Below are 19,742 nucleotides of genomic sequence, written 5' to 3'. Positions count from 1 at the left end.
TCAGAACAGCCGGTACTTGGCGAGCGGCAGACCGTGTTTGGCGACATAATCGTTGGACGCCTGGATCGCCTCGGCGTTCTCGATCTTCCAGCGCCGCTCCTTCTCCGCCTTGATGGCAAGCGCGATGCCCTTTTCGGCGGCGCCGGTTACATCAAGGCCGAGCTCCACCGCCTCGGCGACGAGCGCTTCGCTGACGGTCACGTCATGGGGCTTTCGGGCATGGATCGACATGGGGCAACTCCGAAGATGTGCCATCATAGCGCGAAACGAGGCTGAAGAGTAGCGTCTTCAGCGCTGCCACGACACGTCAGTCGCCTCATAGTGCCGCATTTCCGCGACCTCGCCGATGAATGGCCGGATGGCGGCGAGGAAGGGCGGGAAATGCGGACCTTTCCGAAAGCCTTGCAGATGGTCGTCCGTCGATGTCCAGAGGATGCGCAGCGTCAGGCTAGCGGGTTCCTCGACGCAGCGCGTCAGCTCGTAGCCGAGGCATTGCGGCGCGGCTTGAAGATGCGGCGCCGCCGTCCGGTAGGCGGCGATGAGGTCGTCAGGCTGATGTTGTTTCAGGTCGTAGCGGATATACTCGATGATCATGCCATGTCCTTTCGAGGGTTTGCCGCATGGTGACCAAATCGAGCGGGCGGGCAAGAGCTTACCCGGAGGTAAGCGGGAGGCGGCGGTGGAGATGGGCAAGATGGAAATCGACAAGATCCGCGACTGTCCGGTGTTCGCGACCATCAAGGTGATCGGCGGCAAATGGAAGCCGCGCATCCTCTGGCACCTGCGCGAAGGCGCCGCCACCTTCGGAGAACTCCGACGCGTCGTCGGCGTCTCGGAAAAGGTGCTGCACGAAAACCTGCTGGCGCTGACCCGCGACGGCATCGTCTCGCGCAATCCGGTGAAGGAGGGCGAGATGGTTTATGTCGAATACAGATATACGGAACTCGGCCTGTCGCTGGTGCCGGTGCTGAATGCCATGGGCGATTGGGGGTTGAGGTATGCTGGGAGGGAAGAGAAGTGCAAAGGCTCTTCAGTGACTTAAATGACGTTATTCGTTGATGAGTTCGAGTAGATGAGGTGGCATTAAGTTACGCTTCGCCATTTGAAGGAGAGGGATCCACACCACGTTGTAACTTATCAAGGAATAGTGGTGCGCTAGCACCCAGGTAAAAGGCAGACAGCTCGTTCGCCGCGTGCAGCATCACAGGTACTGCCCCTGCAACGAGGGCAAAACTGCCGCGGAAAAATAGAAAAGGTATCCTCTTATATCTGGGCGGGAGCGCCCCTCCGAGCTCGGAGCATTCCCTTAGCGCTGCTAACAGCTCAACGCCGATACTTCCGCCAACGCCGATCCAGTAAACCGTGGGGAGATTTACTAGAAAGGAATATATGCTCAAGCGTGATCGCCCATTCTGCGTCGCCCTCTGCCATCGCCTAGCCTAAGGAACGAGACCCTATGTCCCACACTACGGATTACAGCAGCCAATTTGCTATTATGGTGGTTAGACAGACGCAACAATATCAGGGCGACGTTGGCGGCCAATAGAGCGGCTGCAACACCCATGTACGTTGCAAACATCAAAGCAAGAATCGGGTTCTCATCCACCTTAGATATCCCTCTGCTGCCGTCACGCATCATAAGTCGTCCAAGATTAACGTACTATGAAGCGATTTGTTCGAGATAGTGCCAGCAAGATTGGGCCGGCTCCGTATGCCCCACTAGGTATGGCGTACTACCACGAAAATCAACTCAAAGGGAAGTGGAAAGATTTAAAAATCAACCGTCGATAGGCGTATGGGCGACGAACCGAAAAAATTCACTTAGGAGTCGATATCACAATGCTTTCCTACTGTGATCTCCATTACTACTGCTCGGCCTCTCCAATCGCAATGCCCTTTTCGGCGGCTACGTACCGGCTGAGGTTTAGTCTTTAGCTTCCACCATAAGGCATGCGCGGCGCAACAATTCCGTTGTTTTAAAGCATGGGTCACATGTCGTTTCTCTGGCGCTGCACGAAACCACTATGTACAAATTCCGGACGCGTCCCTCACTCGTCGCTCATCTTCAGCGCCGCGATGAACGCTTCCTGCGGAATTTCCACCTTGCCGAACTGACGCATGCGCTTCTTGCCGGCCTTCTGCTTGTCCAAGAGCTTGCGCTTGCGGCTCGCGTCGCCGCCGTAGCACTTGGCGGTCACGTCCTTGCGGAGCGCCGAGATGGTTTCGCGGGCGATCACGTTGCCGCCGATCGCGGCCTGGATCGGGATCTTGAACATGTGCTTCGGGATCAGGTCCTTGAGCTTTTCGCACATATCGCGGCCACGCTTTTCCGCCGCCATGCGGTGAACCATCATCGACAGCGCATCCACCGGCTCGCCATTGACGAGGATCGACATCTTCACGAGGTTGCCCTCGCGATGGCCGTCGAGATGATAGTCGAAGGAGGCGTAGCCCTTGGAGATCGACTTCAGGCGGTCGTAGAAATCGAAGACCACCTCGTTGAGCGGCAGCTCATAGGTGATCATCGCGCGCTTGCCCACGTAAGTGAGTTCGGTCTGGATGCCGCGGCGGTCCTGGCAGAGCTTCAGGATGCCGCCGAGATAGTCGTCGGGGGTCAGGATCGTCGCCTTGATCCACGGCTCGTGAATCTCTTCGATCTTGACCACGTCGGGCATGTCGGCCGGATTGTGCAGCTCGCGCTCGGTGCCATCGGTCATGTAGAGCTTGTAGACCACCGATGGGGCGGTCGCGATCAGGTCGAGATCGAATTCGCGCTCGAGGCGCTCCTGGATGATTTCGAGGTGGAGCAGGCCGAGGAAGCCGCAGCGGAAGCCGAAACCAAGGGCAGCCGACGATTCCATTTCGAAGGAGAAGGAGGCGTCGTTGAGGCGCAGCTTGCCCATGGCGGCGCGCAGGTCTTCGAAGTCCGCGGCGTCGACCGGGAAGAGGCCACAGAACACCACCGGCTGGGCCGGCTTGAAGCCCGGCAGCATCTTTTCGGTGGGGCGCTTGTCCTCGGTGATGGTGTCGCCGACGCGGGTATCGGCCACTTCCTTGATCGAGGCGGTGAAGAAGCCGATTTCGCCGGGGCCGAGGGAATCGACGGCAACCATCTTCGGCGTCAGCACGCCGACGCGCTCGATCGTGTATTTCGCGTCCGTGCCCATCATGCGGATCGTCTGGCCCTTGGTCAGCACGCCGTCGAGCACGCGCACCAGAACCATGACGCCGAGATAGGTGTCGTACCAGCTGTCGACCAGCAGCGCCTTGAGCGGGGCCTTTTCGCCGCCTTCGCTCTTCGGCGCCGGCAGCTTGTGCACGATGGCTTCGAGAACATCGGGAATGCCGAGGCCGGTCTTCGCCGAAATGAGGACGGCTTCGGAGGCATCGATACCGATGACTTCCTCGATCTGTTCCTTGATGCGCTCGGGCTCGGCGGCCGGCAGGTCGACCTTGTTGAGGACCGTCACCAGCTCATGATTGTTGTCGATCGCCTGGTACACGTTTGCGAGCGTCTGAGCCTCGACGCCCTGGGACGCATCGACGACCAGCAGCGAGCCTTCGCAGGCCGAGAGCGAGCGCGAGACTTCGTAGGCGAAGTCCACGTGGCCGGGCGTGTCGATCAGGTTGAGCACGTAGGTCTCGCCATTGTTGGCCTTGTAGTGCAGGCGCACCGTCTGGGCCTTGATGGTGATGCCGCGTTCCCGCTCGATCTCCATGTTGTCGAGAACCTGCTCCGACATCTCGCGATCGGCAAGGCCGCCGGTCGACTGGATCAGGCGGTCGGCCAGCGTCGATTTGCCATGGTCGATATGGGCGACGATGGAAAAGTTGCGGATATGGTCGAGAGGGGTGCGATCGGTGCTCATGGCTCGCGCATATAGCAGTGCGAATCCCTGTCGCAAAGCGGAAAAGAAAGGGCGAAGCCCCGGCGGACGCGGGTTTTCGGCAAGTACCGCCGGTCAGCGCTCACCCTCGCCCGGCTTCTCGACCGAGGGATCGGTGATCACGGTCGCGTTCGGCACCTGCGCGCTGAGAATCTCGAAGCCCTCGCGCGCCTCCGCCGGGACCGGTTTCTGCCGGCCGAGGCGAAGCGTGACGAAGCCGGCATAGGCAAGCGCGACGATCAGCGCGGCGTAGATGAAGGTCGTTTCGCCGAAGACGGGGGTGAGCATGGTGACGAGAAGCGGCACGATGGTTGCCGCCGCCGACCAGGCGACGAGCAGGGTGGAGGAGAGCGAGACGTAATCCTCCGGCTCGGTCCGGTCGTTGGCATGCGCGTTGGCGATCGAGTAAACGGTCTCGACCGCGCCGGCGAAGACCGCGAAGACAACCATCAGGATGAGAATCTGCGAGAACGAAACTGTCAGCGACACGGCGGCCGTGACCGCGATCAGCAGGCAGGTGGCGATCAGCACGATCCGGCGGTCGATCCGGTCGGAGAGCACGCCCATCGGATACTGGATGAAGATCAGACCGAACTGCATGACGAACATCAAAAGCGCCACTTCCTGCTGGCCGACATTGTTGGCGGCGGCATAGATCGGCGTGAAGCCCTGGACGACCATCGAGAGCCCGCCGGCGGCAAGAACGCCGATGAGGCCGACGGGAGAGCTCGACCAGGCAAGCTTGAGGTCGATCGAGACGCGGGCCGGCGCCGGTGGTGTGGGCAGGCGGGTGAGCCCGATCGGCAGGATGGCGAGCGCGGTAAACGCGATGGTGGCGAGTGGCGCGAGGTTGCCCGATGCGGGGATCTGACCGAACAGCCAGGCGCCGAAGCCGATGCCGAACACATAGGCCATGTAGAAGCCGGACATCGCCTTGCCCCGCCAGGAATTGTCGGCGGCATGGTTGAGCCAGCTCTGCGAGATGATGAAATTGGTGTTGCCGGCGACGCCGTAGAGCCCGCGCGCCAGCACCCAGACCAGCGGATTGGTGCCCGCCGCGATCATCACGGCGGCGAAGATGACGAGCGCCATCGAGCAGGCGAAAAGCCGGGCGTGTCCGACGCGGCGGATCAGCGGGCCGGCGATCACGCAGCCGACGAGGCCGCCGAAGGCGACGGCCGTGACCGCCGCACCCGCCATCCAGGTCGGCGCCTCGGTGGTGGCCAGCACGAAGGGCACGTAGGCGAACATCATGCCATTGCCGATGGCGACCGATGTCATCGACAGGACGATGGCGGCGATCGAGAGCGGGGAACTGGCGCGGATTGCGGGCGCTGTCGTCATTCAGAGTGTCCGGATCCAGAAGGAGAGCGGCTTGGGGCTTTCCCCGATGTCGTCCAGATCGCGCCAGACGAAGTGGGTGCGAAGCTCCGGATGGTGGGTATAGCCGCGCTTCTCCCAGAAGGCATTCAGCGGCACGTAGTCCGCCGGCCGGCGGGGGTGATCGGTTGGACGCTCGACGGCACAGAAGGTGGTGTGCGGCAGGCCGAGCCGCCTTGCCTGCGCCTCGCGCTTCTCGAAGAAGGCGACGCCGATGCCGCGACCGCGATAGACGGGCAGGAGCACGCTTTCGCCGAAATAGAAGTAGTCCGAGGGATCGCGACCGTCGGCGAGGAAGGGCGCCTTCACCTCTTCCGTTTCCGCCGCCATCGGCATGCCGGTCGAGGCCCCCACGACCTTGCCGTCGTCGATGGCGAGCACGAACACCGAGCCCTGCGACTTCGCGTAGGTCGAGAGGTAGGTGCGCTCGTAGTCGGCATCGCCCTCGTAGAGGTACGGGAAATCGCGGAAGACGGTGATCCTGAGCCGCGCGAGGTCGTCGAAGAACGGCGAAGCGTCGCTACCCGAAAAGGATTTGATGGTGAGGGCCATAGAGTGTTTTCAGTCCGTTGCGGAGCGGTTATACCCTCCGCGACCCTAAGGGTGAAGCTTGAGAAACGTCAGGAGTTTTGACATGACCGCCGCCGAGACGATCCGCGCCTATTACGACGCCTTCAACGCCAAGGACATGGAGACCTTCCTGTCGCTTTTGACAGACGATGTCGCCCACGACATCAACCAGGGCGGCCGCCAGACCGGCAAGGCCGAATTCGCGAAGTTCATGGACCACATGAACCGCTGCTACAACGAGGTGCTGACCGACATCGTGATCATGGCGAGCGCCGACGGCAAGCGCGGCGCGGCCGAGTTCATCGTCAACGGCGAGTATCTGGCGACCGACGAGGGCCTGCCGGAAGCCAAGGGCCAGAAATACCGCCTGCCCGCCGGCGCCTTCTTCGACATCAGGGACGGCAAGGTCGCCCGCATTTCCAACTACTACAACCTGCCCGACTGGATCGCCCAGGTCGGCGGCTGAACCGCCTCGCGGTCGGAAGAATTTAGAATACCCGCGCCTCGACCCGTGCCGCATTCGGCGCGGGTCTTTTTTTGTGTGGACGGGATAGCCATGCGACAGGGGTATGCCACCTTAACGCGTGGTTTACCGTCCGGCTATCTCTGTCGCAAATCTGTCATATTGCATATCATCTTTCGCGAATATTTTAGCAAACCGTAAACACCACGCTCCTAAAACCTGCAGAGCGGGGGCATGCTGGCGCAGGGGAACGCGCTGGCAGAGACATCCCTTATCTCCTGTTTGAACGGCGCCTGCGGTCTTGTGACCGGAGGCCTCATCTGCTTGATCGAGAGCACACAATGACAATTCGGATGAAACTTGTCGGTTGCATCGCGCTGATGATCGCCACGATCGTCGGCATTTCGGCTTTCTCATTTCACGCCCTGCGCCAGGAATCGGCGCTGGCCGGCACCATCGTGGCGGATCGCGTCATCCCGCTTGAACAGTTGAAGACCATCTCCGACCGCTACGCCGTCAACATCGTCGACACCGCCCACAAGGTGCGTGCCGGCACGCTGACGCCGGCCGAGGGTCTGGCAAGCGTCGATCAGGCGCTGGGCGACATCGAGGCCGAATGGACAGCCTACATGGCGACCTACCTGACGCCCGAGGAAGCGGCGCTCGCAGAGAATTTCGGCAAGCAGCGCACGCGCGCCGACGCGGGGGTCGCGGAGCTCCGTCGGATTCTCGAGGCCGGCGATCTCGAGGCGATCGCCCGCTTCGCCGAGACCGATCTCTATCCGACCATCGATCCGCTGGGCGAGGATATCGCCAAGCTGATCGACCTGCAGATCCGTGTCGCCAAGGAAAACCTGGAGGCCGGCAATGCGCTGAAGGACCAGATGTTCGTGATCATGGCAACGCTTTGCGCGGTCGCGGTGACGGTGGCGGCCTTCTCGGTCTGGACGGTGACGCGCGGTGTCGTACGGCCTCTCGACGCCCTGTCGGATGCCATGGGGACACTGGCCGGTGGCAACAACGAGGTCGATATCTTCGGCGAGGGCCGTCGCGACGAGATCGGGCGGATGGCGGCAAGCGTTGCCGTCTTCCGCGACAATGCCCGGGAACGGGTGAAACTGGAACGCGAGGCTGCGGAAAACCGCGACGAACAGGAACGGCAACGACAGGAACGCGAGCGCGTGCAGGCGGCGGACGCCGAGGAAATCCGCTTTGCGGTGGAAAGCCTCGGCAATGCGCTCGGCGAACTCGCGGCCGGCCGGCTGACCGTGCGGATCAATGACGTCTTTACCGCGCGTCTCGACAAGGTCCGCCAGGACTTCAACGCTGCCGTGACCAAGCTTGACGACGCCATGCGGGCGGTGGGCGAGAACGCCCAGGTCATTGCCGCGGGCTCGGGCCAGATCCGCGCCGCGGCCGACAATCTCGCCAACCGCACCGCCCAGCAGGCGGCCTCGGTCGAGGAGACCGCCGCCGCGCTCGAGCAGATCACCAGCACCGGTGCCGATTCCAGCCGCCGCGCCGACGAGGCGGGCAAGCTGGTGAATGTTGCCCGCGACACCGCCACCCGGTCCGGCGCGATCGTCGGGCGGACGGTGGAGGCGATGCAGGCGATCGAGGCCTCGTCGCGCGCGATCTCAAATATCATCGGGGTCATCGACGACATCGCCTTCCAGACCAATCTTCTGGCACTCAATGCCGGGGTTGAAGCGGCGCGCGCCGGAGAGTCGGGCAAGGGCTTCGCCGTCGTCGCGCAGGAGGTCCGCGAACTCGCGCAACGCTCCGCCAAGGCGGCCAAGGAGATCAAGGCGTTGATTGGAAAATCCGGCGAACAGGTGCGCGACGGTGTCTCGCTTGTATCGGAAACCGGCAAGGTGCTGGACGCGATCGTCGAGCAGGTGATGGACGTCCGCTCCAATGTGGTCGCCATCGTCGAAGCCGCGCGCGAACAGTCGATGGGTCTCAAGGAGATCAATACGGCCGTGAACTCCATGGACCAGAACGTCCAGCAAAACGCCGCGATGGTGGAGGAATCGACCGCCGCAAGCCATTCCCTGGCACGCGAAGCCGAGGCGTTGTTCACGCTGATCGGCAGGTTCGAGGTTGGGGGCAAGGCGCCAGCGCCTGCGGTAAATGCACCGTCAAATACCCGTTCAGCACGCTCGCTCAAAGCCGCGAATGCGCCCACGCGAACAACGGTCGCCGCTACCCATGGCAACGCCGCCGTGGCCGAACCCGCCTGGGAAAACTTTTGAGCGGCGAACCAGACCCGGTGCGAGTCTGAACTTCAACGCACGAAGCCGCGGCATTCCGGCCGCGGCTTTGTCATGTAGGCATCTCGATCAGTTGATCGAGGTCCACTGGTTGCGCACCTCGTCGAGGTTCTTGCTGAGATGCACGTGCTCGTCGATGTGATCGATCCAGTCGAGCGGGATCAGGTGGTGCTGGCCGTCGGGGGAATCGTTGCGGGTCAGCTTGATCCGGTTCGAGCCTTCGAGGTGGTCGACGGTGCCGACATGGGCGCCGTCGAGCGCGCGGACTTCCATATGTTCGCGAATCTGGTCAGCGGAAATCATGGGTATTCCTCCTGTTTGTTTGACAACAACAGGAAAACACGAGTCCCGATCGAAGGTTCCCGCGGGGGGTAGGGAACCGGAAGGCCTTTCGTCCATTGAAGAAGCCTGTGCGCACTGGCGCTCTTTCACAATGGGGGCTCACCACAATGCAGTCGCGAATCGCGATCATCGGCTCGGGTCCGACCGGGCTCTACACGCTGAAGGGGCTCGTCGAGGCCGATGTGCCGCTCAACATCACTGTCTTCGAGGCGGAAGCCGAGGCCGGCAAGGGCATGCCCTACCATCCGGGCCTCAACGATCCGGCCATGCTGTCGAACATTCCGAGCATCGAGATTCCGGCACTCACCGAAACGCTGGTCGAATGGCTGTCACGGCAGGGCGACGAAGACCTCGAGCGGCTCGGCATCCGTCGCGAGGCGATCGACGGGCGGGAGTTCTACCCCCGTGTGGTGCTCGGCGAATACATGCGCGACCAGTTCCTGCGCATCGTCGAGCGCGGTCTCGCAAACGGCCATGTGATCGACGTGCGCGAGCGGCAGAAGGTCGTGGACATCACGCTGCAGCTGCATGACGTGATGCTGACCGTAAAGGCAGGCGAGGACGAGCCCGTCGAGGCGGTCTTCGATCACGTGGTCATGGCGACAGGCCACAACTGGCCGGACAAGACGGAGGTCAAGCCCGGCTACTTCATCTCGCCCTGGCCGGCGGGTGAACTGGCCGAGGTGCGCAACTGCCGGGTCGGCATCCTCGGGACGTCGCTGAGCGGCATCGACGCGCTGATGACGGTGGCGACCGGCAACGGCACCTTCCACTACGACGCGACCGGCGACCTGCAGTTTGCGCCGGCGGCGGAGAGCCCGGCGTTTCATGCGACGATGATGTCGCGCAAGGGCCTGTTGCCGGAAGCCGATTTCTATTGCCCGCTGCCCTATCGCGATCCAGAGGTCTGCACGAAGGAGGCGGTCGACGCGCTGATCGCCACCGGCCGGGGCGACCTGCTGGACGAACTGTTCGAACTCTTCCGCGCCGAACTGATGGCGGCCGATCCGGATTACGCGGCGAAGATCGGTCTGTGGCGGTTGACGGTGGAGACCTTTGCCGATGCCTATTATGCCGACCGCATGGAAGCCGATCCCTTCGTCTGGGCGGCGAAGAACCTGGCCGAAACCGAGCAGAACCGCGAACGGCGCTATACCGTGCCATGGCGCTACGCGATCCTGATCACCCACGAGATCATCGCCCGCGCCATTCCCCATCTCAACGAGACAGACCTCAAGCGCTTCCACAAGCATTTCAAAAATGTCTTCGTCGATGACTACGCAACGGTCCCGCTGATGTCGATCGGTCGGATGCTGGCGCTGCACCGCGCCGGCGTTCTCGATATCCTGCGGCTCGGACAAGACTATGAGATCGTGACGGAGGGCCGGGAGCGGGGGGCGGAAATTGTCGTCGGTGACGAAACGCATGCGTTCGATGCCCTCATCGATGCGACAGGGCAGAGCGCGCTTTCGGCGACCGACATGCCGTTTCCGACGCTTGTTTCACAAGGCGGCGTAAAGGAGGCGACGACCGTCAAGGAGCGGGTTGTCGAACCAGACGACACGGCGCGACAGGTGCGCACGGGCGGGATCGATGTCGACGATGCCTATCGTCCGAAGCTTGCGACCGGTCTCTGCAATCGTCTCTATTGCGCGGCAATCCCCTTCCTGCTGCACAAGCAGCCCTTCGTACAGGGGATTACCAGCGCGGCGGAAATTGGTGAGACCGTTTCCGAGGCCATCATCGACGATATCCATGCGGATCGCGGCGGCTTGCTTCAGAAGTCGGCGTAAACAGCGTCGCCGGCCGCGATGATACCGGAGGCGTGAGGCTCGCCGTAGACCCCGAGATTGCGATTGTTGTGCCGGATGACCGTGCGCAGCATCTCCGGTCTCTTCTCGATGCCAGGCTGGGCCGAGAGCGTCAGCCCGCAGCGCCTCGTCGCCTCGGTGATTGCAACGCCGATATCGCCGATGACGATTGGTCGACCGATCCAGCCGTTCTCGACGAAACCGTCGCCCTCGTCCGTCTCGATCAGGATGGAGGGCCGGAAGCGCCGGCGGTCCGCTTCACCTGTTCCTGCAAGCTCGGCCAGCCGGGCGAGCGAGGCGGTGGTGACGATATGAACCGGCGAGACCTCGTAGCGATTGTAGACGGAGGGCAGAGTGCCGCTCGAGCCATAGGCGCCGGCCTCGGCCGCGAAGCCGAAATGATCGGAGAGGCGTGTCTTGAGCGATGCGTCGGAGAGGCCCATCGCGGACCCATCGGGGAAGCGCAGTCGCGGCAGGTCGTCCTCGCCCGTTTCGGCGGAGAGGAACAGGGCGGGTCGCCAGCGGGGCTCTTCCTCGGGCGCGGCCGGATTGCCGGTTTCCGAATCGAACAGAGCAAAGCGGCGATCCCCGACGACAGCGGTGGGCGTCACGGAAATCCGCTCCAGCTGCTCGCCGCCGACGGAACTGACGGGATAGCGCCAAACTTCCACGACACGTCCGATCTTTCGCATGGGCGGGTTCTCCGTTTCTCTATGTGGTCACGATGCATAACGGATGAGAGACGCAATGGGCAGACGACCGGACGATTTCTTTCTATGGTCCGTGCACCGGATTCGTCCGGAGGCATTATTCCGGAAGGCACCCATGACCGAAATGAGCACGCGCTTTGAAAGCGGCATCCATCATGTCACGCTGATCACCCGCCAGGTGCAGCCGAATGTGGACTTCTACGTCGGTTTCCTGGGGCTGCGGATCGTCAAGCGCACCGGCGGTTTCGAGGACGCCGAACAATTGCACCTCATCTACGGCGACCGCACCGGTTCGCCCGGCACGCTGATCACCTTCCTCGTCTGGCAGGATGGCGCGCCGGGACGCGTCGGCAACGGCCAGGTCTCGGAGGTCTCTTTCGCGGTGCCGCAGGACATGATCGGCGAATGGCTGACGCGGGCGCTCGACCATCGCGTGACGGTTGAAGGGCCGATGCGGGAATTTGGCGAAACCGTGCTGCGGCTGAAGGACCCCGACGGGATCATCATCAAGTTGGTCGGCGTCGAGGGTGCGGCTCGCGCTGGGGATGGACCGCTCGTTCCGATCCGCCTGCGTGGCGTGACGATCCTGAGCGACGCGGCCGAGGAAACGACCGCATTTATCGCCCGTTTCGGCTACCGGCCGGGACCAGTGAATGGCGCGCTGCAGCGGATGGTGTCGGAGACCGATATCGTCGATGTGCGCGATGCGACCGGTTATGTGCCCGGCATTCCCGGCACCGGCACCGCCGATCACGTGGCCTTCCGTGTCGCGGATGTCGATGCAGTCCGGCAGGCGGAGGCGGAGCTGAAGAAACGAAATTCGTCGGTCATCAACGTTCACGACCGCAAATACTTCTACTCGCTCTATGTGCGCGAGCCGGGCGGGACGCTGATCGAGCTTGCTACCGACGGTCCGGGTTTCCTGGTTGACGAGGACGAGGCGACACTGGGCGAAACGTTGTTCGTACCGCCGGATGATATCGAGCGGGCCGAGGACATCAGGGTGCTGCTGCCGCAGTTCGCCATGCCGGGCGAGCCGCGGATGCCGGTTCGTGACCTGCCGTTCGTTCATCGCTTCTTCGTGCCGGAACAGCCGGGCGAGGAGACGATCGTGCTGCTGCACGGCAGCGGCGGCAGCGAGGCGGATCTGATGCCGCTTGGCCACCGCATCGCCCCCGACGCGACGCTGCTCGGCGTGCGCGGCCGCGCGACGGAAGAGGGCATCGCCCGCTGGTTCCGGCGGTTTTCGACTGTTAGTTTCGACCAGGCCGATATCGTGAAGGAGGCCGAGGCCTTTGCCGCCTTCGTCGAGGGGGCGATCGCCGGCTACCGGCTCGATCCCGGGAGCCTGACCTTCCTCGGTCTCTCCAATGGTGCCAATTTCATCGCCGCCGTGATGGCGCTGCATCCGCGGCTGATCCGTCGCGCGGTGCTCATCCGCGGCGCCACGGTGCTGGACGATATGCCCGAGGGCGACCTGAAGGGCGTCGAGGTGCTGATGGTCACCGGCCGGGACGATCCATTCGCCGACCGCGCCGAGCCGCTGGCGGCGTGGTTTCTCCGCTGTGGAGCGAGCCTGACCCATCGGCAGATTGCTGCGGGGCACGGCCTTTCGCCGGAGGATATTCCGACCGTACGGGCCTGGCTTGACGGGGCACGGTGATAGAGTTGCGTCTGTCCCGCTGAATTTCCCTTGACTCCATTATAAGAGAATTTAAATCTCCGATAATGGAAAATCACGATGAACAGTTCGAGGCGGTCGTCGGCGAGCGGGTCAAGGCCCTGCGCGCCGAGAGGGGTTTGACTCTCGACCAGCTGGCGGAACTCTCAGGCGTCAGCCGGGCGATGATCTCCCGCGTCGAGCGCGCCGAGGCAAGCCCGACGGCAGCCCTTCTGGCGCGCATCTGCTCGGCGCTCGGCGTTTCGCTCTCGGTCTTCTTCGCCACCGATAACGCCCCGGCGATGCCGCTCGTCCGCCGAGACGACCAGCCGGTGTGGCGCGATCCGGAGACGGGCTATCTGAGGCGCGTCGTGGCGCCGCAGGGTACCGGCGCGCGCGTCGACGTGGTCGAGGTGGAATTTCCGGCCGGTGCCGAAGTGGCCTTCGAGGGCCAGCAGGCAAGCCGTACGCAGTGGCAACATGTCTGGCAGTTCGAGGGCGAGATGGAACTGCTCGTGGGCGAGGACGTCCACACGCTGCGCCCCGGCGACTGCCTCTACATGAATGTCGGCGACGTGCACGCCTTCCGCAACAGAACCGACAAACCCGCCCGCTACGCCGTGATCATTGATCTCGGCCCCCGCTGACTATTTCCCGGAGCCACCCATGACCGTCATCCGCCAGCTCGACGAAACCGAAGCTTTGAAGGCACTGCCCGATCTCTGCGATATCCTTGCCGATTGCGTCGAGGACGGCGCCTCGGTCGGCTTCATGGCACCGCTGGCGCCGGGCGAGGCAGAGGCCTTCTGGCGCGGTGTGATCGCCGGCGTAAAGCGTGGCGAGGTCCTGCTCTTCGTCGCGGAGGTGGATGGCCGGGTTTCGGGAACGGTGCAGGTCGGTTTCGCGCAGAAGCCGAACCAGCCGCATCGGGGCGACCTGATGAAACTGCTCGTCCATCGTCGCGCCCGCGGCTTGGGGCTTTCGAGGCGCCTTATGCAGGCGGCGGAGGAGGCCGCGGCGAAGGCCGGGCGGGGGCTTCTCGTGCTGGACACCGCCACCGGCGAACTGGCCGAAGGCATCTACGAAAAGCTCGGCTGGCAGCGCTCCGGCGTGATCCCCGACTATGCGCTCTATCCCGATGGCCGCTATTGCGACACGACGGTGTTCTACAAGCGCGTGGCGCCCCTACCCGGACGATAAGACAACCATTTTTGGTCGGGCGGACCGATTTTTCCTCTGCTACGAGAGAGACACCCGAAAGGGTCATCAGAGGGGATCATCGCCATGTTCATTCGTCTTTCGGCAACGCGTCGTGTCGCGGGTGCCGTCCTTGTCTTGTCTACCGCTCTCGCAGCCGGCGCCGCGATGGCTTCGGACGTCACCTTCATCATGCGCAACGACCATCCGAACGCGGTCGAGGTGGAGCTCTACAGCCAGGATCGCGACTATGTCTGGCCGGGCAATAATCAGGTTTTCATGCTGGACGACGGTGAGACGAAGCAGATCCCGCTGTCGTGCGAAGAGGGTGAGAGCATCTGCTACGGCGCCTGGATTTCCGGCGATCAGGGCAGCTACTGGGGAACCGGGCCTGACAATGCCGAAGCCTGCGAGGACTGCTGCTATGTCTGCACCGGCGGCGAGACCGAGGAAATCCACCTGACCGAGTAAGGGCACGACCCGCGCGGCGCCGGGTGGCGTCCGCGCGGGTCCCGTGTTCAACGGCTGCGTCTTTCCGTCAGGAAGACGATGAACGCCGTGAGCGGCAGCGCGCCGCCGATCATGGAGGCGAGCGCCCAGCCGCCTTCGGCATAGGCCCAGGCGCCGACCGCCGAGCCGATGGCGCCGCCGGTGAAGAAGATCGCCATGAAGAGGCCGTTCAGCCGGCTGCGCAGATCGGCGCCGAGGCCGTAGATCGCCCGCTGCCCGGTGACGAGCGTCATCGTCACGCCGAAATCGATCAGGATGGCGGCGAGCGTCAGCAGTGCCAGTGCGATCGCGCTGCCGTCAGGCGCGATATGCGTGATCAGATATCCGGCGACGCCGCTCAGCAATCCGAAGGCGGTGGCGGGTTTGGCAAGCCCGCGGTCCGCCAGCCGCCCGGCGATCGGCGAAGCGATGGCGCCGGCGACCCCGGCAAGGGCAAACAGCGCGATCCCGGTCTGGGAAAGCCCGAAGGCGGGACCGGCGAGATAGAGCGGCGTCACCGTCCAGAACAGGCTGAAGCTCGAGAACTGGAAGGCCTGGTAGGCGGCGCGGCGCTGCAGCACCGGCTGGGAGACGAGAAGCCGTCCCATCGAGCCGATCAGCCCGAAATAGCCGAGTCGGGTCGAGGGCGCCCGGCGCGGCAACTGCGTTGCGAGCACGGTCGCAAGCCCGACCATGACAGCGGCGGAGAGAAAGAAGACCGCGTGCCAGGAGGCAAACTGGGCGATGAAGCTGGAGACCGGCCGCGCCAGCATGATGCCGACCATCAGCCCGCTCATGACATTGCCGACCACCTTGCCGCGCGCACGGTCCGGCGCGAGACCGGCCGCGAACGGCACGATCATCTGCACCGCGACGGCGCCGAGGCCGATGGCGAGAGAGGCGGCGAGGAAAGGCCCCGGCGTGGTGGAGAGGCCCGCCGCGATGAGCGCCAGCGTGACGACGCCGATCATCGTCAGAATAAGACGCCGGTTCTCGACGAGGTCACCGAGCGGCACCAGGAACAGCAGGCCGAGCCCGTAGCCGATCTGGGTCAGCGTCACGATCAGGCCGGTGGCATGAACAGGCAGGCCGATCGATTCCGCGATCGGTCCGGCGAGCGGCTGGGCATAATAGAGGTTGGCCGCGATCAGGCCGCAGGCGGCGGCCATGACGAAGGTGAGGCCGGCGGAAAGACCGGCCGGTTGCGCCGGAATGGCGGCAGTGTGCGATGGGGTCATGGAAGGTGTCCTTGGGAGGAGATGGATGAGGGAGGATCAGTCGAGTATTTTGAGGGCGGCGACGGCGCTGGCGCGGGCAACACCGGGGTCCTGACCCGACTTGCCGGCGATGCGGATGCCCTGGAGGACGGAAAACAGCGCGAGCGCCGCCGATGGCGGGTCGACGTGGAGAGGCACCGACCCGTCCGCCTGCCCGTCGCGGATGAAGTCCTCGATCTGCGAGAGGGTAAGCTTGTGGGAGCGCGTGACGCGCTGGTCGACATCGGCGTCGAACAGCGCCAGCTCGACCGCCGCGCCGATGGCGAGGCAGCCGCGCCGCCCGGTTTCCCCGCAGGCGGCATTCGCGTAGAAGGATAGCATGCGATGCACTTTGTCGCGGCCGGTAACGGCATCCGCCAGCGCATCCTCTAGCAGTCCGGCGCGGACCTGCTTGTAGCGGTCGAAGGCGGCGAGGAAGATCGTCTTCTTGTCCTTGAACGCCTTGTAGATGCTGCCGGCGGTGAGCCCCATCGCCTCCTTGAGGTCGGCAATCGAGGTGCCGTGATAGCCGCGCTCGGTGAACACGACGATCGCCGCATCGAGCGCATCGTCGATCTCGAATTCGCGGGGACGGCCGGCGGCGCGGCTGGCGGTGGACATTGCTGATCTTTCGGTCGGCTAATTTGGAAATGATCGTTTCCAAATAGTCCTCGACATGCGAAACGTCAAGGACTATCCGCGGCAGCGTGTTTTTTGGTCGTGCGACCGAATTTTCTGCGACGCATATTGCAAGCCCGCCAAGGCAGGCGTTAGGCTCGACGCAAGCGACAATGGCACTGTCGATGACAAGACGACCGGCCGGAGAAAAAGGGAACGAGATGCGGGTCTTCTATTCGGAAAAGCACAAGCTGCGGGACGCCAAGACTGAGCTGCATGGCGGCATTCTGGTAAAGCCGTTTGAGGGACCGTTTCGGGCCGAATGGATTCTCACGTCGGTGAAGGAAGCCGGCTTCACCGACGTGCACGCGCCGCAGGAGCACGGGCTGGAGACGGCGAAGAAGGTTCATACCGAGGACTTCCTCGACTTCCTGAGCACCTGCTGGGACCGCTGGAGTGCCGCCGGTTATCCGGGCGAGGCGATCCCGACGGCCTATGCCTATCGCCGCAGCCGCGAAAAGGCGCCGCGCAATATCGACGGCGCCGTCGGTTACTACGCCAACTCGGTCGAAACCTCGATTTCCGCCGGCACCTACGAGGCGGCGATCTCGTCGATGGACGTGGCGCTGTCGGGCGCCGACTGGCTGAATGCCGGCAATCGCTTCGCCTTCTCGCTCTGCCGTCCGCCGGGTCACCATGCCGGCATCGATCTCTTCGGCGGCTACTGCTTCATCAACAATGCCGCCGTCGCGGCGCAGCGGCTTCTGGATCACGGGGCCAAGAAGGTCGCGATCCTCGACGTCGACTTCCACCACGGCAACGGCACGCAGGACATCACCTACCGCCGCGGCGACATCTTCTTCGCCTCGCTGCATGGCGACCCCGCCGATGCCTTCCCCTATTTCCTCGGCTATGCCGACGAGACCGGCGAAGGCGAGGGCGAGGGCCTGAACGCCAACTACCCGATGCCGGCGGGCACGCCTTGGGAAACCTGGGCGAAGGCGCTCGACGATTCGCTCGCCCGCATCAAGGCCTTCGGCGCCGAGGCGATCGTGCTGTCGCTCGGCGTCGATACCTTCGAGCAGGACCCGATCAGCTTCTTCAAGCTGAAGAGCCCGGACTATATCCGCATGGGCGAAATTGTCGCAAAATCGGGCGTGCCGGTGCTGACCGTTATGGAAGGCGGTTACGGCGTGCCGGAAATCGGGCTCAACGTCGCGAACGTGCTGAAGGGGCTTGAGGGCTGAAGGCCCGTGGTTAGGCTAACCGTTAACGACAGAAGGCCCGGGTCATGCCCGGGCCTCCCTCGATTTCCAGCGAATGAAACTCAGAGCGTGCCCTGGCGCTGCTGGATCATCTGGTAGGTGTCGAAGCTGTATTCGGCGATCTGCGCCCAGAGATAGGCGTTCTCCTTGAAGGCCTGCTGGCTGTCGTAGAGCTTCTTGAACCACTCGTTCTTTGCCGAGATCTCCGCGTAGGTTTCCTTGGCGGCCTTGTGGCAGGTGTCGAGGATGTCGGAGGAGAAGGCGCGAAGCTGTGCGCCGCCGGCGACGAGTTCGCGCAGCGCCTGAGCGTTCGAGGCGTCGTAGCGGGCGAGCATGCGGGCGTTTGCGGCAGCACACGCGTCTGTCAGGATGCGCTTGTAGGTGTCCGGCAGGCCGTTGAACTTGTCGAGGTTGAAGAAGGCATGCACGGTCGGGCCACCTTCCCACCAGGCCGGGTAGTAGTAGAACGGCGCGACCTTGTAGAAGCCGAGCTTCAGGTCGTCATAGGGACCGACGAATTCGGTGGCGTCGATCGTGCCCTTTTCGAGCGCCGGATAGACGTCCGAACCGGCGATCTGCTGCGGCGTGACGCCGACCTTGGCCATGATCTCGCCGGCAAGACCGGCAATGCGCATCTTCAGACCCTTCAGGTCGTCGATCGTCTTGATTTCCTTGCGGTACCAGCCGCCCATCTGCGCACCGGTATTGCCGGCCGGCAGGGCGTAGAGCTTATAGCTTGAGAGGAACTCGTTGATCATCTCGTTGCCGCCGCCGGCCGTGAGCCAGGAATTGGTCATGCGGGCATTGAGGCCGAAGGGGATGGCGGTGCCGAGCGCGAAGGCCTGATCCTTGCCGATATAATAGTAGCAGCAGGTGTGGCCCATCTCGATCGTGTCGGCCGAAACGGCGTCGGCCACCTGCAGCGGCGGGACGATTTCGCCGGCGGCGTAGACCTGAATCTCGAACTGTCCGTCGGTCGCCTTCGAGACGCTCTCGGCGATATCGGTCGCGGCGTCGAAGATGATGTCGAGGCTCTTGGGGAAGGAGGAGGCGAGGCGCCAGGTGATCTTGGGATTTTCCTGGGCGATGGCGGGGGCGGCGAGCGCCGCGGCGCCCATGCCGGCGACGCCGGCCTGCTTGAAGAATTGACGGCGTTTCATCTTAGTCTGCCTTGCTGTGTCTCATCGTTTTCTCCCCCGGCGCGGGGCATAGCCTCGCTGCGTGGGCGATTCAACCCGCGCGGTCAGGAAATGTCGTAAACGTCGCATTTTTGTTGTCTGAAATTGCGCCGGATGCGCGGCAGATGTGAGAAATGCTGTCGGACCGTCAGGAGTTGGGGTGACGTGCGGGATCGTCGAGGGCCGGATTGTAGAACAGCGCCATCACCAGGCTGCGGGCGATGCGCTCGGCCGTCGCCATGAACCAGGCATGCGCCTGCGGATTGTCAGTCAGGTCCTCCAGCGTCTGCCTGAAGAGCGCCAGCCATTGCTGGAACAGCTCGGGATACATGCCCTCGACGCCCAGATGCGCCTGGACCGGCTTGCCGCCATAGGCGCCGGTCTTGAAGGCCACAGAACTCCAGAAGGCCTTCATCTTCGTCATGTGTTCGGGCCAGCGTCCGGAAAGCCTCGCCTCGAAGACGGGGCCGAGCATTTCGTGTGCCCGGATGCGGCCATAGAAGGTCTCCACCAGACGGTCGATGAAGGCGGCATCGACGCCGAGACGCGCCATGTCGGCCGCTGCTCGTTCCGTGATCTCCGCCCGATGCGCGGCACGCCCAACCAGTTCGTCCGTCATGTGATCCTCTCTATTCCTGGGCTC

The 19,742-nt window shown here is 63.5% G+C and carries 20 protein-coding genes; 9 read left to right on the top strand and 11 right to left on the bottom strand.

Features of this window, described 5'->3' with window-relative positions:
• Positions 1–231, bottom strand: coding sequence for a type II toxin-antitoxin system CcdA family antitoxin (locus tag J5J10_RS17085; protein ID WP_211930777.1), 231 nt, complete (start codon positions 229–231; stop codon positions 1–3).
• Positions 232–288: 57 nt separating this feature from the next.
• Positions 289–594 carry an antibiotic biosynthesis monooxygenase family protein gene (locus tag J5J10_RS17080; protein ID WP_211930776.1) on the bottom strand — a complete coding sequence of 102 codons (306 nt, stop codon included), beginning with the start codon at positions 592–594 and terminating at the stop codon, positions 289–291.
• Between J5J10_RS17080 and J5J10_RS17075 the strand changes: the two genes are divergently transcribed.
• A complete protein-coding gene (locus tag J5J10_RS17075; RefSeq protein ID WP_249116763.1) occupies positions 587–1,042 on the top strand; it encodes a helix-turn-helix domain-containing protein in 456 nt (151 codons plus the stop codon). The genes J5J10_RS17080 and J5J10_RS17075 overlap by 8 nt on opposite strands.
• Before the next feature lie 1,006 nt (positions 1,043–2,048).
• Here J5J10_RS17075 and lepA read toward each other — a convergent pair.
• The 3 genes from lepA to J5J10_RS17060 all read right to left on the bottom strand — a co-directional run bounded on the left by lepA (position 2,049) and on the right by J5J10_RS17060 (position 5,819).
• A complete protein-coding gene (lepA, locus tag J5J10_RS17070; protein ID WP_211930775.1) occupies positions 2,049–3,869 on the bottom strand; it encodes a translation elongation factor 4 in 1,821 nt (606 codons plus the stop codon).
• A gap of 93 nt (positions 3,870–3,962) precedes the next feature.
• Positions 3,963–5,231 carry an MFS transporter gene (locus J5J10_RS17065; protein WP_211930774.1) on the bottom strand — a complete coding sequence of 423 codons (1,269 nt, stop codon included), beginning with the start codon at positions 5,229–5,231 and terminating at the stop codon, positions 3,963–3,965.
• Positions 5,232–5,819 carry a GNAT family N-acetyltransferase gene (locus J5J10_RS17060; protein WP_211930773.1) on the bottom strand — a complete coding sequence of 196 codons (588 nt, stop codon included), beginning with the start codon at positions 5,817–5,819 and terminating at the stop codon, positions 5,232–5,234. It lies immediately after the preceding gene.
• 82 nt (positions 5,820–5,901) lie between these two features.
• Between J5J10_RS17060 and J5J10_RS17055 the strand changes: the two genes are divergently transcribed.
• Together J5J10_RS17055 and J5J10_RS17050 are read left to right on the top strand one after the other, a co-directional pair.
• Positions 5,902–6,303 (top strand): ketosteroid isomerase-related protein, encoded by a 402-nt coding sequence (locus J5J10_RS17055; protein ID WP_211930772.1) that lies wholly within the window; start codon positions 5,902–5,904, stop codon positions 6,301–6,303.
• A gap of 338 nt (positions 6,304–6,641) precedes the next feature.
• Complete coding sequence (locus tag J5J10_RS17050; RefSeq protein WP_282959991.1) at positions 6,642–8,555, top strand: HAMP domain-containing methyl-accepting chemotaxis protein; 1,914 nt, start codon at positions 6,642–6,644, stop codon at positions 8,553–8,555.
• A gap of 87 nt (positions 8,556–8,642) precedes the next feature.
• Here J5J10_RS17050 and J5J10_RS17045 read toward each other — a convergent pair whose 3' ends face one another.
• Entirely contained in the window at positions 8,643–8,876 is a 234-nt protein-coding gene (locus J5J10_RS17045; protein WP_211930770.1) for a DUF2171 domain-containing protein, read from the bottom strand.
• A gap of 146 nt (positions 8,877–9,022) precedes the next feature.
• On the opposite strand from J5J10_RS17045, the gene J5J10_RS17040 reads away from it, so the two are divergent.
• Positions 9,023–10,708, top strand: a complete 1,686-nt coding sequence (locus J5J10_RS17040) for an FAD/NAD(P)-binding protein (RefSeq protein ID WP_211930769.1) — start codon at positions 9,023–9,025, stop codon at positions 10,706–10,708.
• Here J5J10_RS17040 and J5J10_RS17035 read toward each other — a convergent pair.
• Complete coding sequence (locus J5J10_RS17035) at positions 10,693–11,418, bottom strand: MOSC N-terminal beta barrel domain-containing protein (RefSeq protein ID WP_211930768.1); 726 nt, start codon at positions 11,416–11,418, stop codon at positions 10,693–10,695. The genes J5J10_RS17040 and J5J10_RS17035 overlap by 16 nt on opposite strands.
• Before the next feature lie 133 nt (positions 11,419–11,551).
• Here J5J10_RS17035 and J5J10_RS17030 point away from each other — a divergent pair, with 133 nt between their 5' ends.
• The 4 genes from J5J10_RS17030 to J5J10_RS17015 all read left to right on the top strand — a co-directional run bounded on the left by J5J10_RS17030 (position 11,552) and on the right by J5J10_RS17015 (position 14,764).
• A complete protein-coding gene (locus J5J10_RS17030; protein WP_249116762.1) occupies positions 11,552–13,099 on the top strand; it encodes a VOC family protein in 1,548 nt (515 codons plus the stop codon).
• A gap of 65 nt (positions 13,100–13,164) precedes the next feature.
• On the top strand, positions 13,165–13,743 hold the full coding sequence (locus tag J5J10_RS17025; RefSeq protein WP_211930767.1) for an XRE family transcriptional regulator: 579 nt from the start codon (positions 13,165–13,167) through the stop codon (positions 13,741–13,743).
• Positions 13,744–13,762: 19 nt separating this feature from the next.
• Positions 13,763–14,296 (top strand): GNAT family N-acetyltransferase, encoded by a 534-nt coding sequence (locus J5J10_RS17020; protein WP_211930766.1) that lies wholly within the window; start codon positions 13,763–13,765, stop codon positions 14,294–14,296.
• 84 nt (positions 14,297–14,380) lie between these two features.
• On the top strand, positions 14,381–14,764 hold the full coding sequence (locus J5J10_RS17015) for a hypothetical protein (protein WP_208548173.1): 384 nt from the start codon (positions 14,381–14,383) through the stop codon (positions 14,762–14,764).
• A 47-nt stretch (positions 14,765–14,811) separates the two neighbouring features.
• Here the strand turns inward: J5J10_RS17015 and J5J10_RS17010 are convergent, their stop codons facing one another.
• The gene (locus J5J10_RS17010) at positions 14,812–16,020 is read right to left on the bottom strand and encodes an MFS transporter (RefSeq protein ID WP_211930765.1); all 1,209 of its coding nucleotides are present in this window, start codon (positions 16,018–16,020) and stop codon (positions 14,812–14,814) included.
• A 36-nt stretch (positions 16,021–16,056) separates the two neighbouring features.
• Complete coding sequence (locus J5J10_RS17005) at positions 16,057–16,659, bottom strand: TetR/AcrR family transcriptional regulator (RefSeq protein WP_211930764.1); 603 nt, start codon at positions 16,657–16,659, stop codon at positions 16,057–16,059.
• A gap of 218 nt (positions 16,660–16,877) precedes the next feature.
• On the opposite strand from J5J10_RS17005, the gene J5J10_RS17000 reads away from it, so the two are divergent.
• Positions 16,878–17,903 carry a histone deacetylase family protein gene (locus J5J10_RS17000; protein WP_211930763.1) on the top strand — a complete coding sequence of 342 codons (1,026 nt, stop codon included), beginning with the start codon at positions 16,878–16,880 and terminating at the stop codon, positions 17,901–17,903.
• Positions 17,904–17,983: 80 nt separating this feature from the next.
• On the opposite strand, the gene J5J10_RS16995 is transcribed toward J5J10_RS17000, so the two are convergent.
• A complete protein-coding gene (locus J5J10_RS16995; RefSeq protein ID WP_211930762.1) occupies positions 17,984–19,081 on the bottom strand; it encodes a TRAP transporter substrate-binding protein in 1,098 nt (365 codons plus the stop codon).
• Between the two features lie 166 nt (positions 19,082–19,247).
• Entirely contained in the window at positions 19,248–19,718 is a 471-nt protein-coding gene (locus tag J5J10_RS16990; RefSeq protein WP_211930761.1) for a truncated hemoglobin, read from the bottom strand.
• Positions 19,719–19,742 lie beyond the last annotated feature (24 nt).

It is taken from the genome of Ciceribacter sp. L1K23 (assembly GCF_018122705.1).
Lineage (GTDB): Bacteria > Pseudomonadota > Alphaproteobacteria > Rhizobiales > Rhizobiaceae > Allorhizobium.
This window is presented reverse-complemented; position numbering and strand designations above follow the sequence as displayed.

What these genes read in the sequence shown, in the direction of transcription:
- J5J10_RS17085 (WP_211930777.1), bottom strand. Translation starts at nt 231, where the DNA reads ATGTCGATCCATGCCCGAAAGCCCCATGACGTGACCGTCAGCGAAGCG.
- J5J10_RS17075 (WP_249116763.1), top strand. Translation starts at nt 587, where the DNA reads ATGATCATGCCATGTCCTTTCGAGGGTTTGCCGCATGGTGACCAAATC.
- J5J10_RS17080 (WP_211930776.1), bottom strand. Translation starts at nt 594, where the DNA reads ATGATCATCGAGTATATCCGCTACGACCTGAAACAACATCAGCCTGAC.
- lepA (WP_211930775.1), bottom strand. Translation starts at nt 3,869, where the DNA reads ATGAGCACCGATCGCACCCCTCTCGACCATATCCGCAACTTTTCCATC.
- J5J10_RS17065 (WP_211930774.1), bottom strand. Translation starts at nt 5,231, where the DNA reads ATGACGACAGCGCCCGCAATCCGCGCCAGTTCCCCGCTCTCGATCGCC.
- J5J10_RS17060 (WP_211930773.1), bottom strand. Translation starts at nt 5,819, where the DNA reads ATGGCCCTCACCATCAAATCCTTTTCGGGTAGCGACGCTTCGCCGTTC.
- J5J10_RS17055 (WP_211930772.1), top strand. Translation starts at nt 5,902, where the DNA reads ATGACCGCCGCCGAGACGATCCGCGCCTATTACGACGCCTTCAACGCC.
- J5J10_RS17050 (WP_282959991.1), top strand. Translation starts at nt 6,642, where the DNA reads ATGACAATTCGGATGAAACTTGTCGGTTGCATCGCGCTGATGATCGCC.
- J5J10_RS17045 (WP_211930770.1), bottom strand. Translation starts at nt 8,876, where the DNA reads ATGATTTCCGCTGACCAGATTCGCGAACATATGGAAGTCCGCGCGCTC.
- J5J10_RS17040 (WP_211930769.1), top strand. Translation starts at nt 9,023, where the DNA reads ATGCAGTCGCGAATCGCGATCATCGGCTCGGGTCCGACCGGGCTCTAC.
- J5J10_RS17035 (WP_211930768.1), bottom strand. Translation starts at nt 11,418, where the DNA reads ATGCGAAAGATCGGACGTGTCGTGGAAGTTTGGCGCTATCCCGTCAGT.
- J5J10_RS17030 (WP_249116762.1), top strand. Translation starts at nt 11,552, where the DNA reads ATGACCGAAATGAGCACGCGCTTTGAAAGCGGCATCCATCATGTCACG.
- J5J10_RS17025 (WP_211930767.1), top strand. Translation starts at nt 13,165, where the DNA reads ATGGAAAATCACGATGAACAGTTCGAGGCGGTCGTCGGCGAGCGGGTC.
- J5J10_RS17020 (WP_211930766.1), top strand. Translation starts at nt 13,763, where the DNA reads ATGACCGTCATCCGCCAGCTCGACGAAACCGAAGCTTTGAAGGCACTG.
- J5J10_RS17015 (WP_208548173.1), top strand. Translation starts at nt 14,381, where the DNA reads ATGTTCATTCGTCTTTCGGCAACGCGTCGTGTCGCGGGTGCCGTCCTT.
- J5J10_RS17010 (WP_211930765.1), bottom strand. Translation starts at nt 16,020, where the DNA reads ATGACCCCATCGCACACTGCCGCCATTCCGGCGCAACCGGCCGGTCTT.
- J5J10_RS17005 (WP_211930764.1), bottom strand. Translation starts at nt 16,659, where the DNA reads ATGTCCACCGCCAGCCGCGCCGCCGGCCGTCCCCGCGAATTCGAGATC.
- J5J10_RS17000 (WP_211930763.1), top strand. Translation starts at nt 16,878, where the DNA reads ATGCGGGTCTTCTATTCGGAAAAGCACAAGCTGCGGGACGCCAAGACT.
- J5J10_RS16995 (WP_211930762.1), bottom strand. Translation starts at nt 19,081, where the DNA reads ATGAAACGCCGTCAATTCTTCAAGCAGGCCGGCGTCGCCGGCATGGGC.
- J5J10_RS16990 (WP_211930761.1), bottom strand. Translation starts at nt 19,718, where the DNA reads ATGACGGACGAACTGGTTGGGCGTGCCGCGCATCGGGCGGAGATCACG.